Raw genomic sequence first — 15,377 nt, 5'->3', positions numbered from 1 at the left:
GATCCCGACAGTTCTCATGAGCGACTCCCACGCCTACGCCTTATCGACGTCCGTTTCCGCACTCGCCCTGGCGGCGCTGCTGCTGGCTTCCCCACTCGCGCGCGCCGCCGACGAATGCAAGCCCGAACTAGGCCGCGGCTGGCCGCCGGCGACTGAGAACCACGGCAGCGCGGTCGAGGGCCTGTTCGCGGCCGGCGCCAAGCCGGCGCTGAGCCTGACCACGCTGCCGCCCTACCGCAACGAAAGCGGCCTGCTGCTGGTGCCGGCCGAGGGCGACGCCGACTGGCGCCTGCGTTACGCCGAGGCCGACGATCGCGTCGCGGCCTGGAGCGGCGGCGCGCTGCGCATGCGCGTCGATCAGCAGCCGGAAGTCGTCGATGTGCCGATGCCGGCCGCGCTGGCCAAACGCCTGGTCGCCGATTGGCGCCGCGCGCTCAGCGCGACCGTGCCGGAAGACCGCGCGGCGACCTTCCACGACGCGGACACGCTGTTGTTCATGGTCGACGGCCTGCGCGTCAGCGGCCTGCAGCCCGAATGCGGCGCCGGCGAACTGCTGATGCGCCAGAGCGCACTGCTGATCAAGGCGACCGACGACGGCGACGAGCGGCGCGTGCGCCGCTGGGCCGAACTGTCGGAGTCCCTGGACGAATTGAACCAATGGCTCGCCGGCAATGCCGCGGGCGGCACGGGAGCAGCGAATGGCAACGATTGAAGTCAAGGTCCCGGACATCGGCGGTTACGACGACGTACCGGTCATCGAGTTGCTGGTCGCGGTCGGCGACAGCGTCAAGAAGGACCAGGGCCTGGTCACGCTGGAGTCTGACAAGGCGACGATGGAAGTGCCGTCGTCGGCCGACGGCGTGGTCAAGTCGATCAGCGTCAAGCTCGGCGACAAGGTCGCGGAAGGCACGGTGATCGCGATCCTGGAAACGGCCGCTACGGATGCGGCCGGCGAGAGCAAGGCCGCGCCCGCCGCTGCGCCTGCGCCCGCGAAGGCCGCCGAAGCCGCGCCCGCCGCGTCGCCTGCGCCGGCTGCGCCGTCCGCACCCGCCGCGCATGCGCCCAGCGCAGCCGCTGCCAGCGGCCGCAAGGCCGACGTCGAATGCCGCATGCTCGTGCTCGGCTCCGGGCCCGGCGGCTACACCGCCGCGTTCCGCGCCGCCGACCTGGGTCTGGACACTGTGCTGGTCGAGCGCTACGCCACCCTCGGCGGCGTCTGCCTCAACGTCGGCTGCATTCCGTCCAAGGCGTTGCTGCACGCGGCCGCGCTGATCGACGAGACCTCGCATTCGGCCGACATCGGCCTGGATTTCGGCACGCCCAAGATCGACCTGGGCAAGCTGCGCGACTTCAAGCAGAACAAGGTCGTCGGCACTTTCACCAAGGGCCTGGCCGGCATGGCCAAGCAGCGCAAGGTGCGTGTGGTCACCGGCACCGGCCGTTTCGTCTCGCCCAATGAACTCGAAGTGACGGGCGAGGGCGGCAGCCAGTTGATCCGTTTCGAGCAATGCATCATCGCCGCCGGTTCGCAGGCGGTGAAGCTGCCGGGCTTCCCCTGGGACGACCCGCGCGTCATGGATTCCACCGACGCGCTCGAGCTGGCCGAGGTGCCGAAAAAGTTGCTGGTCGTCGGCGGCGGCATCATCGGCCTGGAAATGGCGACGGTCTACCGCGCCCTGGGCAGCGAAGTCACCGTGGTCGAGTTCATGGACCAGCTGATGCCGGGCGCCGATCCGGACCTGGTCAAGCCGCTGGCCGATCGCCTGAAGAAGCAGGGCGTGGCTGTGCACCTGAAGGTCAAGGCCGCCGGCACCGAGGCCAGCAAGCAGGGCATCAAGGTCTCGTTCGAACCCGCGACCGCGGGCGGCAGCGCGCCGGAGGCGCAGCTGTTCGATCGCGTGCTGGTCGCGGTCGGCCGCGCGCCCAACGGCGGCAAGCTCGACGCCGACAAGGCCGGCGTGCAGGTCACCGAGCGCGGCTTCATCCCGGTCGACCGCCAGATGCGCACCAACGTGCCGCACATCTTCGCCATCGGCGATCTGGTCGGTAACCCGATGCTCGCCCACAAGGCCACTCACGAAGGCAAGCTCGCGGCCGAAGTCGCCGCCGGCGAGAAGAAGGAGTGGGTCGCCCGCGTGATCCCGTCGGTGGCCTATACCGATCCGGAAATCGCCTGGGTCGGCGTCACCGAGACCGAAGCCAAGGCCAAGGGCCTCAAGATCGGCGTCGGCAAGTTCCCCTGGGCCGCCAGCGCGCGCGCGCTGGGCCTGGGCCGCAGCGAGGGCTTCACCAAGCTGATCTTCGACGAAGCCACGCATCGCGTGATCGGCGCCGGCATCGTTGGCGTGCATGCGGGCGATCTGATCTCGGAACTGGCGCTGGCGATCGAAATGGGCTGCGAAGCGGCCGACATCGGCCACACCATCCACCCGCACCCGACCCTGAGCGAATCGGTGGCAATGGCGGCCGAGGTATACGAGGGCACGATCACCGATCTGTACATTCCGAAGAAGAAGGCTTGAGTCTTCGGATGCGATAGCGGCAACGCGATTGCGTAGGATGCGGTGAGCCGCAGGCGAACCGCATCGTCGCACTGTGCCGAGCACCCGCGATGGTGCGCTTGAGCGCAGCTACGGGCACTCCCCTTTTCCCTCTCCCGCTTGCGGGAGAAGGAAAGGAGAGGGGAGTGCAGCGCCGAAGGTACTAATGCGCCAACGACGGCGACTAACGCCGGTTCCGGCGATCAGAACGCGAACGTCACGCCCGCCATCGGGCCCTTGAAGCGCTGATCCAACCCCAGCACGCCGTCGCTGCCGCTCTGGTCCACGTCGAGCTTGAACCAGTCGTAGCCGACGAACACGCCGACGTTCGGCGTGAAGCGGTACTCGACCAGGGCATTGGCGCGGCTGAGATCGCCCTCGTAGTCGTCGAAGTTGCCCCAGCTCGCATCCAGGTACTGGCCCTGGGCGACGAAACGCCAGTTCTCGTTCGGCGCCACGGTCAGGCGCGCGCCGACCACGGGCGCATAGCCGTCGTCGCTGGAGCGGCTTTCGTAGGTGCTCGCGCCGGCTTCGGCGTAGAGCTTGCCCTCGAGCTTGGCGTACTCCACGCCGAGCTGTAGGCCGAGGCTGACGGTGTCGGTCTCGACCACTGCGTAGTCGTACATCACACTGGCCAGTTCGAACTTGGCTTTGGCCTTGGCGAAGCTGCCGGCGGGAATGGTGACGTTGTCGAACGACAGATCCTGGCCCAGCGTGGCGCGGCGGTCCTTGTCGTAGCCGAAATAGTTGAAGAGCAGGCGGTTGCGTTCGCTGAAGCGGAACTGGCCTTCGAGCCGCGGCACGACTTCGTCGCCGCCGAAGTCGAAGTCTTCGCTGAATTCGAACGGCTGGCCGGCGAATACGGTGTTGCCGCGCAGCTCGCTTTGCGCGTCGACCTGCATCGCGCCCAGGCGCAGGGTGAAGCGATCGTCTTCGATGGCATGCGCGGGGCGCGCGAACGCGACGCCGGCCGCGGCAAGCGCGAGCGTCAGGGGGGGGGTTCTGGGATTCACTAGTCGCACTCCGGATCGGGGGAAGGCCGGCACGGCACAACCGATGTGCCAGCGGATCCATCAATGCCGAAAACGGAGTGGAACGATCGTGAAAGCAAGCGTTTGAATCGCGCGATTCAAAGAGTTAGATCGCAAAAACGTGACGAAAATCACAAAGGCGAAGCCCCGGCGGATGAGGCCGGGGCTTCGGGGAGCCCACCGCTGCTTTTGCCATTGACGAGGAGAGAGTGGCGGAGGGCGTTCCTTAAGACTGACCGGGCCCGGGCGGAAAGGTTCCGCAATTTCTTTCAGCTCGCCAGGGCGGCCGCCGCAGTCTCGGCGCGGCGGCGCTCGATCCGTTTCCAGACCTTCTCGTGCAGATGGAAGGCCACGGTATTGCAGGCCGGCTCGACCAGGGCCAAGGCGCCGCCGACCCAGATGCTGCCGGTCATCAGGTAGCCCACCAGGAAGGCGACGGTGAAATGCACGCAGGCGAAGCTGAGGGTCTTGCTCATGGCGGACGTCAATGAATGAGAATTATTCTCGATTGTGAACCTTCGTAGCCGTAAGTCAAATCGATAGTCGCGCTGGCTTCCATAGTCGATGGCTATCGCGACGCCGGCTTGCGGCGCATGGCGCGCGAGACTTGACCTGCCAGGTAATTCAATGGCCTACGGCTACGGCGCATAGTGCTGCGCATGGATCGAAGACGCGTCGATGCTGCCTCGAACCGGGGCATGGTGCCCGCCGCGGACGTGACGCCCGGCGGTTGCCCGAAACGCTCACGCGTTCTATACTTTTGCGGCTCTACCGGGCGCTTTGCGCCTACCCCAGACCGACGAGACCCGCGTGCACGATCCAATGTCCACGGGCCGCCGGCTGGCGTCGCGCGCGATTGCCTGGCAAGCCGGCGCGACGGCGCTGACCGCGCTGGCCTTCCTCCCCCTCGGTGCGCGCTTCGCGCTAGCGGCGGCGGTCGGCGGGGGTGCGGTCTTCGCGGGTGCTTTCGTGGCGGCCTGGATGGCGTTGGGGGGCGGCGTGCAACCGGCCGGAGCGGCCATAGGGCGGTTGCTGGCCGGAGTCATGTTCAAGTGGGTGGTGGTGTTCTTGGTGCTCGGGCTGGGTCTGGCCGTGTTCCGGTTGCCGCCGCTGCCAATGCTGGTCGGGGTGCTTGCGGCGACGCTGGCCTTCGTACTGGCCAATCTTCTGAAACGATAGGTGTCTTTTCGTGAGTGAACAGACCGGTTCGGGCGGCCTGAACGAATACATCAAGCACCATCTGACCCACAACACCACGGAGGTGTTCGGGGGCCAGTTCCATTTCGACTCGTGGATCGTCGCGTTGGCGCTGGGCTTGGTGTTCGTGCTGTGGTTCGGCCTCGCTGCGCGCAAGGCCACCGCCGGCGTTCCCAGCAAGGGCCAGGCTTTCGTCGAGATGATCGTCGAGTTCATCGACGGCCAGGTGAAGGACACCTTCCACGGCGATCGCCGCACGGTGACCCCGCTGGCGCTGACCATCTTCATGTGGGTCGTGTTCATGAACACGATGGACCTGCTGCCGCTGGATCTGTTCGGCTGGCTGGTTCACACCACCGCCGGCGCCGAAGCCGCGCACCACACCTATTTCCGCGCCGTTCCGACCGCCGACCTCAATACGACGTTCGCGCTGTCGGCCTCGGTGTTCTTCATCCTGATCGGCCACGCGGTTTCCGCCAAGGGCGCGCTGGGCTTCGGCAAGGAGCTGCTGACCGCGCCGTTCCATGCGCACGGCTTCATGAAGATCGTGCTGGTCCCGGTCAACCTGGTGATGAACGTCATCGAGTGGCTGGTCAAGCCGGTTTCGCTGGCGATGCGACTGTTCGGCAACATGTACGGCGGCGAGCTGGTGTTCATGCTGATCGCCGGCCTGATGGGCAGCATCTACACCATCGTCCCCGGCATCATCGCCAACGCCGCCTGGGCGATCTTCCACATCCTGATCATCCTGCTGCAGGCCTTCATCTTCATGATCCTCACGGTCGTCTACATCGCAGGCGCCCGCGAAAGCCATTGATTCAAGCCGCGTCACCCAGCTGCACCCCTCATTCCGCTGTAACCAAATTCGTTTCCCTTCACCGTTTAGCACTACCTCTACCAGGAGAAGCACCATGGAGTTCATCGCCAACGTTCAGGGTCTGACCGCCATCGCGATCGGCATCATCATCGGTCTCGGCGCTCTGGGCGCTTGCCTCGGCATCGCGATCATGGGTTCGAAGTTCCTCGAATCCGCCGCGCGTCAGCCGGAGCTGGTCCCGATGCTGCAGGGCCGTATGTTCCTGCTCGCCGGCCTGATCGACGCGGCGTTCATCATCGGTCTCGCCGTGGCGCTGTTCTTCGCGTTCGCCAACCCGCTGATCAGCGTCCTGCAGCAGGCCGCCTGATCCGTCTCGATCCGCGCCTAATCGCGCGGACCGGACAAAGCCGGACCGGCGCAAGCCGGTCCAACGCAAGCAACGTCGAGGACCCGTCATGAATCCCAACATGACTTTCTTCGGTCAGATGCTCTCCTTCGCGATCCTCGTATGGTTCACGATGAAGTTCATTTGGCCGCCGCTGAACGCGGCTATCGAAGAACGCCAAAAGAAGATCGCCGAAGGCTTGGCCGCCGCGGAGCGTAGCCAGAAGGACCTCATCCAAGCGCAAGAACGCGCCGATGCGGAACTTCGCGAGGCTCGCACCAAGGCCAACGAGATCATCGATCAGGCGCATCAGCGCGCCAATCAGATCATCGACCAGGCCAAGACCGATGCCGTCGTCGAAGCCACGCGCCAAAAAGCGCTGGCCGATGCCGAGATCGTCGCCTCCGCCAATCGCGCCCGCGAAGACCTGCGCAAGCAGGTGTCGACGCTGGCCGTCAGCGGTGCCGAAAAGCTGCTCAAGCGCGAGATCGACGCCAACGCCCACAAGGCGCTGCTCGACGATCTGGCTGCGCAGCTGTAACGGCGCGCGACGCGAACGCACTGATCGGATAGCCCAAAGCTGATGAGCCAGAACCTCACACTCGCCCGCCCGTACGCCCGCGCTGCGTTTGCGCTGTCGCGCGACGGCGGCCGCTCCGCCGCATGGTCGCAGGGCCTCGCCCTCGCCGCGCGCATCGCCGCCGACCCGCAGGTGCACGAGCTGATCGCGCATCCGCGCCTGTCGTCGGCCGACGCCGTCGGCTTGATCGCGATGGACGGCGCAGACGAAGCCTACCTGCGCTTCCTCGGCCTGCTCGCGGACAACCGCCGGCTGCCGCTGCTGCCGGAGATCGCGGGCCTGTTCGAGGAACTGCGCGCCGAAGCCGAACGCATCGTCAAGGCGCGCGTCACCGCCGCCAGCGAACTGCCGGCGGCCGAACTCGAATCGATCAAGGCCGCGCTGAAGAAGCGCTTCGGCCGCGAAGTCGAGCTCGAGACCGCGGTCGATGCGTCGCTGATCGGCGGCGCGGTGATCGACGCCGGCGACGTAGTGATCGACGGCTCGCTCAAGGGCAAGCTCGCGCGCCTGCAGACCGCTCTCGCGGGCTGACCGGCGACCAGAACGAACTTAATTGCAAATCCGGCGTCATCGCCGGGCACAAGGGAACCACCCATGGCAAGCACGCAGCTCAACCCGTCCGAAATCAGCGAACTGATCAAGACCCGCATCGAGAAGGTCAAGCTGGCCGCCGAGGCGCGCAACGAAGGCACGGTCACCTCCGTGTCCGACGGCATCGTGCGCATCCACGGCCTGGCCGACGTGATGCAGGGCGAAATGATCGAGCTGCCGAACAACACCTTCGCGCTCGCGCTGAACCTGGAGCGCGACTCGGTCGGCGCCGTGGTCCTGGGCGACTACGAGCACCTGCGCGAAGGCGACGTGGCCAAGACCACCGCGCGCATCCTCGAAGTGCCGGTCGGCAACGAGCTGCTGGGCCGTGTGGTCAACGCGCTGGGCGAGCCGATCGACGGCAAGGGCCCGATCGACGCCAAGCTGACCGCGCCGGTGGAGCGCGTCGCGCCGGGCGTGATCTGGCGCAAGTCGGTCGACCAGCCGGTGCAGACCGGCTACAAGACCGTCGACGCGATGATCCCGATCGGCCGCGGCCAGCGCGAGCTGATCATCGGCGACCGTCAGACCGGCAAGACCGCGATGGCGATCGACGCGATCATCAACCAGAAGGGCACCGGCATTAAGTGCGTGTACGTCGCGATCGGCCAGAAGGCCAGCTCGGTCGCCAACGTCGTGCGCAAGCTGGAAGAAAACGGCGCCATGGCGCACACCATCGTGGTCGCGGCGACCGCGTCCGAGTCGGCCGCGATGCAGTACATCAGCGCCTACTCCGGCTGCACCATGGGCGAGTACTTCCTCGACCGCGGCGAAGACGCGCTGATCGTGTACGACGATCTGTCCAAGCAGGCCGTGGCCTACCGCCAGATCTCGCTGCTGCTGAAGCGTCCGCCGGGCCGCGAAGCCTATCCGGGCGACGTGTTCTACCTGCACTCCCGTCTGCTCGAGCGCGCCGCGCGCGTGTCCGAGGAGTACGTCGAGAAGTTCACCAACGGCGCGGTCAAGGGCAAGACCGGTTCGCTGACCGCGCTGCCGATCATCGAAACCCAGGCGGGCGACGTCTCGGCGTTCGTTCCGACCAACGTGATCTCGATCACCGACGGCCAGATCTTCCTGGAAACCGACCTGTTCAACGCCGGTATCCGTCCGGCCGTGAACGCCGGTATCTCGGTGTCCCGCGTCGGCGGCGCCGCGCAGACCAAGATCGTCAAGAAGCTCTCGGGCGGCATCCGTATCGCGCTCGCCCAGTACCGCGAGCTGGCTGCGTTCGCGCAGTTCGCCTCGGATCTGGACGAAGCCACCCGCAAGCAGCTCGAGCGCGGCCAGCGCGTCACCGAGCTGATGAAGCAGAAGCAGTACGCGCCGATGTCGATCGCGCTGCAGTCGCTGTCGATCTACGCGGTCGACAAGGGCTACATGGACGAAGTGCCGGTCGCCAAGATCGGCGCGTTCGAGGAAGCCCTGCACGCGCACTTCGTCAACACCGCCGGCGAGCTGATCTCCAAGATCAACAGCACCGGTGCGTGGGACGACGAGATCGAAGGCGCCTTCAAGAAGGGCATCGAAGAGTTCAAGCAGACCGGGACCTGGTGAGTAAGGCCGGGATTCGCGATCCGGGATTCGGGATTCGGCAAAACCGAGCCCGACTCCCGCTAGTACGAATCCCCAATCCCTAATCCCTAATCCCACGAGCGGAGCGAGTTAATGGCAGGCGGACGCGAAATCAAGACGAAGATCAAGAGCGTGCAGAACACCCGCAAGGTGACGCGCGCGCTCGAGATGGTCTCGGCCTCCAAGATCCGCAAGGCGCAGGAGCGCATGAAGACGTCGCGCCCGTACGCGCGCGTGATGAAGCAGGTGATCGGTCACCTGGCCCAGGCCAATTCCGACTACCAGCATCCGTACATGATCGAGCGCAAGGAAACCAAGCGCGTCGGTTACGTCATCGTCTCCTCCGACCGCGGCCTGGCCGGCGGCCTCAACAACAACCTGTTCCGCAAGCTGCTCGGCGAGATCCGCAAGTGGCAGGAGCAGGGCGTCGAGGTCGACGTGGTCACCATCGGCCAGAAGGCCTCGGTGTTCTTCCGCCGGATCAAGGTCAACATGCTGGCGTCGGTCACCCACCTGGGCGACAAGCCGCACCTGGAGCAGTTGGTCGGCGTGATCAAGGTGATGCTGGACGCCTACAGCGCCGGCAACATCGACCGCGTCTATCTGACCTATAACGACTTCGTCAACACCATGACCCAGCGCGCGGCGTTCGATCAGCTGCTGCCGCTGCCGGAGCCGGAAACGCAGGTCGCCCGCCACGACTGGGACTACATCTACGAACCCGATGCGAAGACCGTGCTCGAGCACGTGCTGACGCGCTACATCGAGTCGCTGGTGTACCAGGCGGTGCTGGAGAACGTCGCGTCCGAGCACGCCGCCCGCATGGTGGCGATGAAGGCGGCCAGCGACAACGCCGGCAAGCTGATCGACACCCTGAAGCTGGTCTACAACAAGGCCCGCCAGGCTGCGATCACGCAGGAAATCTCCGAAATCGTCGGCGGCGCCGCGGCGGTCTAAACCATACACGCGGACGCCTGTCGCGGCCGCCATGCAGCATTAAGTTACTGAGGAAAGAACCATGAGCCAGGGCAAGATCGTTCAGATCATCGGTGCGGTCGTCGACGTCGAGTTCGCGCGCGCGGAAGTGCCGAAGGTGTACGACGCGTTGAAGGTCGCCAACACCGAAATCACGCTGGAAGTGCAGCAGCAGCTCGGCGACGGCATCGTGCGCACGATCGCACTGGGTTCGACCGACGGCCTCAAGCGCAACCTGATCGCGACCAACACCGGTCACGCGATTTCGGTGCCGGTGGGTGCGGGCACCCTGGGCCGCATCATGGACGTGCTGGGCAACCCCATCGACGAAGCCGGCCCGGTGCAGGCGACCGATCATTGGGAAATCCACCGTTCGGCTCCGTCGTACGAGGACCAGTCCTCGGCCAACGACCTGCTCGAAACCGGCATCAAGGTCATCGACCTGATGTGCCCGTTCGCTAAGGGCGGCAAGGTCGGCCTGTTCGGCGGCGCCGGCGTCGGCAAGACCGTCAACATGATGGAACTCATCAACAACATCGCCAAGGCGCACGCGGGTCTGTCCGTGTTCGCCGGCGTGGGCGAGCGTACCCGCGAGGGCAACGACTTCTACCACGAGATGAAGGACTCCAACGTCCTCGACAAGGTCGCGATGGTGTACGGCCAGATGAACGAGCCGCCGGGCAACCGTCTGCGCGTCGCCCTGACCGGCCTGACCATGGCCGAGTACTTCCGCGACGAGAAGGATGCGTCGGGCAAGGGCAAGGACGTGCTGCTGTTCGTCGACAACATCTACCGCTACACCCTGGCCGGTACCGAAGTCTCGGCGCTGCTGGGCCGTATGCCGTCGGCGGTGGGTTATCAGCCGACCCTGGCCGAGGAAATGGGCGTCCTGCAGGAGCGCATCACCTCGACCAAGACCGGTTCGATCACCTCGATCCAGGCCGTGTACGTGCCCGCGGACGACCTGACCGACCCGTCGCCGGCGACCACCTTCGCCCACCTCGACGCCACCGTCGTGCTGAGCCGTAACATCGCGTCCCTGGGCATCTACCCGGCCGTGGATCCGCTGGACTCGACCTCGCGTCAGCTCGACCCGAACGTGATCGGCGCCGAGCACTACGACACCGCGCGCCGCGTCCAGTCGACCCTGCAGAAGTACAAGGAACTCAAGGACATCATCGCGATCCTGGGCATGGACGAGCTGTCGGAAGAAGACAAGCAGGCCGTGTCGCGCGCGCGCAAGATCGAGCGTTTCTTCTCGCAGCCGTTCCACGTCGCCGAAGTGTTCACCGGCGCTCCGGGCAAGTACGTTTCGCTGAAGGACACGATCCGCGGCTTCAAGGGCATCGTCGACGGCGAATACGACCACCTGCCGGAGCAGGCGTTCTACATGGTCGGCGCGATCGAAGAAGCGGTCGAGAAGGCCAAGAAGATGGGCGTGGGCTAAACCACGGTTTTCCTCTCTGCCGCCCGGCGGCGGAGGGGTAGGGTGCCGACGCGGTTGGTGCTGTTGCGGTAACGACGTTCGCGCCCGAAGCTCCGTGTGCCCTCACCCCTGCCCTCTCCCGCGATGCGGGGGAGGGAGACAATGAATAGAGGCGTTTCCTTATGGCATCCACCTTCCGTTGCGACATCGTCAGTGCCGAGGAAGAAATCTTCCACGGCGAGGCGACGCTGCTGGTCGCTACCGGCGAAATCGGCGAGCTCGGCATCGCGCCGCGCCACGCTCCGCTGATTACGCGCCTCAAGCCCGGCAAGGTCGTCGTGACCCTGCCCAACGGCGAGCAGCTGGACTTCGCCGTGTCCGGCGGCATCCTGGAAGTGCAGCCGCAGGTCGTGACCGTGCTGGCCGACACCGCGATCCGCGCCCAGGACATCGACGAGGCCGCCGTGCGCGCCGCCAAGGAAGAAGCCGAGCGTACGCTGGCCAACCGCGGTCCGCAGATGGACGTGGCCGAAGCCCAGGCCAAGCTGGCCGAGGCCATGGCGCAGCTGCAGGCGCTGGAGCGTCTGCGCAAGAACATGAAGCACTGATCGCGCGCCACCGCGTCGCGAACGAAAACGCCGGCCTCGCGCCGGCGTTTCTCGTTTCAGGCCCCCGGACATGCTTCCCGCTGTGGGGTAGGAGCGGCGTGAGCCGCGACCGCCATGCCTCAATCGTGGCGGCGGCGCATCTGGAGATTCGATCGCGGCTCACGCCGCTCCCGCAGAAGGCCTGGTCCCTCGCGCCTCAGCGCCGATAGACCCAATGCCGCGACAGCAGGAATCCGATACCGCCCAGCATCAATTCCACTGCGGGCTTGGCCAGCCAGGTCCAGGTCAGGCCGACCGCGTCGTCGATCGCACCCATGGCCCAGGTGCTGACCACGGTGGTCGCCAGCCACATGCCCAGGAAGCGGCCGAACTGGCGCCGGCCGATACGGGTGTCGTCGCCGGCGAAGGTGATGCGGCCGTTGAGCCAGAACCCCAGCAGCGCGCCGCTGATGCGGCCGGCGACGTTGGCCGGTTCCACCGCCATGCCGGCGTGGCTGAGCGCGACCATCACGCCCCAATCCAGCAGCCATTGGATCAGGCCGATGATCAGATAGTGGCGGCCCTGCCGGCCCAGGCTCATCGTGCGCGGCTCCGCGCGGGACGCGGCTGCGCCTGCGGACGGCGGCGGGAGGGGAGCGCGGGCGAATTCGGCACCGCCGCATCCTAGCAGGGCCCGCGCGGCTAGAATCACTGGCAACTGAACGCGCAATCGCTCCTGGAGCCCGCATGGCCGCACCCCTGCATGTCGTCATCCTCGCCGCCGGCGAGGGCAAGCGGATGAAGTCCGCCACCGCCAAAGTGCTGCAGAAAATCGGCGGCCGGCCGATGCTCGCGCACGTGATCGCGACCGCACGCGCCTTGAACTCCGCCGGCATCCACGTCGTCTACGGCCACGGCGGCGAGCAGGTACGTGCCGCCTTCGCCGACCAGCCCGATCTGCACTGGGCAGAACAGGCGCAGCGTCTGGGCACCGGCCACGCCGTGCAACAGGCGATGCCGGACGTACCGCTGGATGCGCGCGTGCTGGTGTTGTACGGCGACGTGCCGCTGACCACGCCCGCGACCCTGCAACGCCTGCTGGACGCGCCGGGCCGGCTTGCGGTGCTGGTCGCCGATCTGGGCGATCCCACCGGTTACGGCCGCGTCGTCCGCGACGCCGAAGGCCGCGTAGGCCAGATCGTCGAGCACAAAGACGCCGACGACGAGCAGCGCGAGATCCGTACCGTCAACACCGGCATCCTGGTCGCAGACGGCGAACCGCTGCGGCGCTGGCTGGAGAACCTGGGCAACGACAACGCCCAGGGCGAGTACTACCTCACCGACGTGTTCGCTTCCGCCGCGGCCGAGTTCAGCGCCGCGGAGATGGTGCACGTGGCCGACCCGCTCGAAGTCGAAGGCGTCAACGATCCCTGGCAGCTGGCGCAGATGGAACGCGCGTTCCAGCGCCGCGCCGCGCGTGCGCTGTGCGAGCAAGGCGCGCGCCTCGCCGATCCGGCGCGTTACGACCAGCGCGGCGAAGTCAGCGTCGGGCGCGATGTCGAGATCGATGTCGACGTGGTGCTGGAAGGCCGGGTCGAACTCGCCGACGGCGTGCGCATCGGCCCGTTCTGCCGGCTCAAAGACGTGAAGCTCGGCCCCGGCACGGAAGTGCGCGCGCATTGCGACCTCGACGGCGTAGTGGTCGAAGGCACGGCCCATATCGGGCCCTATGCGCGTCTGCGCCCAGGGACGGTGCTCGCCGACGGCGTGCATATCGGCAATTTCGTCGAGACCAAGAACGCGCGCCTGGGAGTGAGCAGCAAGGCCAACCACCTGAGCTATCTCGGCGACGTGACCATCGGCAGCGGCGTCAACGTCGGCGCCGGCACCATCACCTGCAACTACGACGGCGTGAACAAGTTCGCCACCGTCATCGAGGACGGCGCCTTCATCGGTTCCAACTCGGCATTGGTGGCGCCGGTGACCATCGGTGCCGGCGCCACCATCGGCGCCGGTTCGGTGATCGGCAAGAACGCGCCGGCAGGCAAGCTGACCGTCGCGCGTGCGCGCCAGGTCACCCTGGACGGATGGCAGCGGCCGGTGAAGAAGCCCAAGGAATAGGGGCTGGTGAGGCATCGGGAACTAGGCGATTGCTCGCTGGTTCTCGATCCGGCGCATCCCAGGTCATTGATTGGCTCTCTGTGGGAGCGGCGTAAGCCGCGATCGGACCCGCAGTTGCGGGAATGTTCCTATTCCGGATAGGCCGCAACGCTCGCTGCGGCTGTCGCCGTAGACGAACTATCGATATCGCGGCTTACGCCGCTCCCACAGTGGTCTGTTCGCGTAGCGGCGGCTCAATCCGGAATCAGCATCGACACGCACAGCCCGCCGCCTTCGCGATTGAGCAGGGCGATGCGGCCGCCGTGCGCTTCGGCGATCTCGCGCGCCAGCGCCAGGCCCAGGCCGGTGCCGTTGCGCTTGGTCGAGTAGAACGGCAGCAAGGCATTGGACAGCACCGCTTCGTTCATGCCGGTGCCACGATCGAGCACGTCGATGCGCCAGGCGCCCGGCGAGCGGCGCAGCACCAGCCGCACGTCCTCGGGCTTGGACCCGGACTCGTGCGCGTTCTTGAGCAGGTTGAGCAGGCTCTGCTCCAGCTGCGCGGCGTCGAAATGGGCGATGCCTTCCTGGCCGCGCGCGCGGCCGTCGTAGACGAAATCGACCTGGCTGCGCAGCTGGGCCAGGAAGCGCGACCAGTCCACCGCTTCCAGCCGCGGCGACGGCAGCTTGGCGAAGCGCGCGTAATCGCGGATGAAGCCTTCCAGGTGGCGCGCACGCTCCTCGATGGTGGTCAGCGCGGTCGGCAGTTTGTCGTACTGGCCGCGCCGCAACAGTTCGGCGCCGGAATGGGCGAGGGAGGCGATCGGAGCGAGCGAGTTGTTGAGCTCGTGGCTGATCACCCGGATCACCTTCTTCCAGGTCTGCACTTCCTGGCGCCGCAGCTCGGCGGTGAGCTGGCGCAGCAGCACCAGTTCGTGATGGCGGCCGTTGAGGCGGAACATGCGCCGGGCGAGGTGATAGATGTCCTCGTTGTCCTCGTCCCCGACCGTAAACATGCCGTCGCCGCCGCGTTCGAAGGCTTCGCGCACCGGCTCGGGCGCACGCATGAGCAGGTCCTCGAAGGACTGGCCTTCGAGCCGCCGCCCTTCGCCCAGCATCTTGCGGGCGGCGAGATTGGCGTGGACGACGCGCCGGCTCGGATCGATCAGCACCATCGCCACCGGCGTGTTCTGAACCATCGTGTCGAGCAGCAGTTCGCGCTGCACCAGCGACAGCCGCTGCTCGCGCAGGGCCTCGCCGAGGCGGTTGTGGCTCTCGACCAGCTCGCCCAGTTCGCCGCGGCCGGACCAGGACAGGCCGAAGCTGTAGTCGCCGTCGCGGTAGCTGGCGACGCTGCCGGCGAGCGCACGGAACAGCGAGTTCATCGGCGCGAACGCACGCCTGACGTGGTAGATCAGCAGAGGCAGCAGCAAGGCCACGGTCAGCGCCGGCGCCATCCAGCGCTGCGGCAGCAGGGTGATCAGCCAGGTCGTGAGCGCGGTACCTACGATCAGATACGCCAGCGCGATCGCGCTGAAGCTCAGGCTCAGGGGCAGACGGCGCCAGCGCATCGCGA

16 protein-coding genes are annotated in these 15,377 nt (G+C 66.6%); 12 read left to right on the top strand and 4 right to left on the bottom strand.

Annotation, left to right across the window (positions count from 1 at the left end):
• The first annotated feature begins 16 nt into the window (after window positions 1–16).
• On the top strand, window positions 17–712 hold the full coding sequence (locus tag ASD78_RS08905) for a hypothetical protein (protein ID WP_055904426.1): 696 nt from the start codon (window positions 17–19) through the stop codon (window positions 710–712).
• Window positions 699–2,522, top strand: a complete 1,824-nt coding sequence (gene lpdA / locus ASD78_RS08900) for a dihydrolipoyl dehydrogenase (RefSeq protein ID WP_056100383.1) — start codon at window positions 699–701, stop codon at window positions 2,520–2,522. Before ASD78_RS08905 ends, lpdA begins: the two co-directional genes overlap by 14 nt.
• A gap of 221 nt (window positions 2,523–2,743) precedes the next feature.
• Here the strand turns inward: lpdA and ASD78_RS08895 are convergent, their stop codons facing one another.
• Window positions 2,744–3,553: a YfaZ family outer membrane protein gene (locus ASD78_RS08895; protein ID WP_056100381.1), complete on the bottom strand. Its 810-nt coding sequence runs from the start codon at window positions 3,551–3,553 to the stop codon at window positions 2,744–2,746.
• 287 nt (window positions 3,554–3,840) lie between these two features.
• Window positions 3,841–4,047 carry a DUF2061 domain-containing protein gene (locus tag ASD78_RS08890; protein WP_055904417.1) on the bottom strand — a complete coding sequence of 69 codons (207 nt, stop codon included), beginning with the start codon at window positions 4,045–4,047 and terminating at the stop codon, window positions 3,841–3,843.
• Between the two features lie 346 nt (window positions 4,048–4,393).
• On the opposite strand from ASD78_RS08890, the gene ASD78_RS08885 reads away from it, so the two are divergent.
• The 9 genes from ASD78_RS08885 (at window position 4,394) to ASD78_RS08845 (ending at window position 11,722) form a co-directional block, all read left to right on the top strand.
• Window positions 4,394–4,750: a hypothetical protein gene (locus ASD78_RS08885; RefSeq protein ID WP_055904414.1), complete on the top strand. Its 357-nt coding sequence runs from the start codon at window positions 4,394–4,396 to the stop codon at window positions 4,748–4,750.
• Window positions 4,751–4,760: 10 nt separating this feature from the next.
• Window positions 4,761–5,585, top strand: a complete 825-nt coding sequence (gene atpB, locus ASD78_RS08880) for a F0F1 ATP synthase subunit A (protein WP_055904411.1) — start codon at window positions 4,761–4,763, stop codon at window positions 5,583–5,585.
• A 94-nt stretch (window positions 5,586–5,679) separates the two neighbouring features.
• Entirely contained in the window at window positions 5,680–5,952 is a 273-nt protein-coding gene (atpE, locus tag ASD78_RS08875; protein WP_055904408.1) for a F0F1 ATP synthase subunit C, read from the top strand.
• A gap of 88 nt (window positions 5,953–6,040) precedes the next feature.
• Window positions 6,041–6,511, top strand: a complete 471-nt coding sequence (locus tag ASD78_RS08870; RefSeq protein ID WP_055904404.1) for a F0F1 ATP synthase subunit B — start codon at window positions 6,041–6,043, stop codon at window positions 6,509–6,511.
• A 42-nt stretch (window positions 6,512–6,553) separates the two neighbouring features.
• Window positions 6,554–7,081 (top strand): F0F1 ATP synthase subunit delta, encoded by a 528-nt coding sequence (locus ASD78_RS08865; protein ID WP_055904401.1) that lies wholly within the window; start codon window positions 6,554–6,556, stop codon window positions 7,079–7,081.
• 63 nt (window positions 7,082–7,144) lie between these two features.
• A complete protein-coding gene (gene atpA / locus ASD78_RS08860; protein ID WP_056100377.1) occupies window positions 7,145–8,695 on the top strand; it encodes a F0F1 ATP synthase subunit alpha in 1,551 nt (516 codons plus the stop codon).
• A 111-nt stretch (window positions 8,696–8,806) separates the two neighbouring features.
• Window positions 8,807–9,670, top strand: a complete 864-nt coding sequence (atpG, locus tag ASD78_RS08855; RefSeq protein WP_055904395.1) for a F0F1 ATP synthase subunit gamma — start codon at window positions 8,807–8,809, stop codon at window positions 9,668–9,670.
• Window positions 9,671–9,731: 61 nt separating this feature from the next.
• Window positions 9,732–11,135, top strand: a complete 1,404-nt coding sequence (gene atpD, locus ASD78_RS08850; protein WP_055904392.1) for a F0F1 ATP synthase subunit beta — start codon at window positions 9,732–9,734, stop codon at window positions 11,133–11,135.
• A gap of 161 nt (window positions 11,136–11,296) precedes the next feature.
• Complete coding sequence (locus tag ASD78_RS08845) at window positions 11,297–11,722, top strand: F0F1 ATP synthase subunit epsilon (protein ID WP_055904389.1); 426 nt, start codon at window positions 11,297–11,299, stop codon at window positions 11,720–11,722.
• A 196-nt stretch (window positions 11,723–11,918) separates the two neighbouring features.
• On the opposite strand, the gene ASD78_RS08840 is transcribed toward ASD78_RS08845, so the two are convergent.
• Window positions 11,919–12,302 (bottom strand): GtrA family protein, encoded by a 384-nt coding sequence (locus tag ASD78_RS08840; protein ID WP_056100374.1) that lies wholly within the window; start codon window positions 12,300–12,302, stop codon window positions 11,919–11,921.
• Window positions 12,303–12,448: 146 nt separating this feature from the next.
• Between ASD78_RS08840 and glmU the strand changes: the two genes are divergently transcribed.
• Window positions 12,449–13,822, top strand: coding sequence for a bifunctional UDP-N-acetylglucosamine diphosphorylase/glucosamine-1-phosphate N-acetyltransferase GlmU (glmU, locus tag ASD78_RS08835; RefSeq protein WP_056100371.1), 1,374 nt, complete (start codon window positions 12,449–12,451; stop codon window positions 13,820–13,822).
• Window positions 13,823–14,055: 233 nt separating this feature from the next.
• Here glmU and ASD78_RS08830 read toward each other — a convergent pair whose 3' ends face one another.
• A complete protein-coding gene (locus ASD78_RS08830; RefSeq protein ID WP_055904380.1) occupies window positions 14,056–15,372 on the bottom strand; it encodes an ATP-binding protein in 1,317 nt (438 codons plus the stop codon).
• Window positions 15,373–15,377: the final 5 nt, after the last annotated feature.

The sequence above is a fragment of the Lysobacter sp. Root667 genome (assembly GCF_001427715.1).
In the GTDB taxonomy this organism is placed as follows: domain Bacteria; phylum Pseudomonadota; class Gammaproteobacteria; order Xanthomonadales; family Xanthomonadaceae; genus Lysobacter.
Note: the sequence above shows the minus strand (reverse complement) of the source record. Positions and strands in the feature narration are given on the sequence as shown.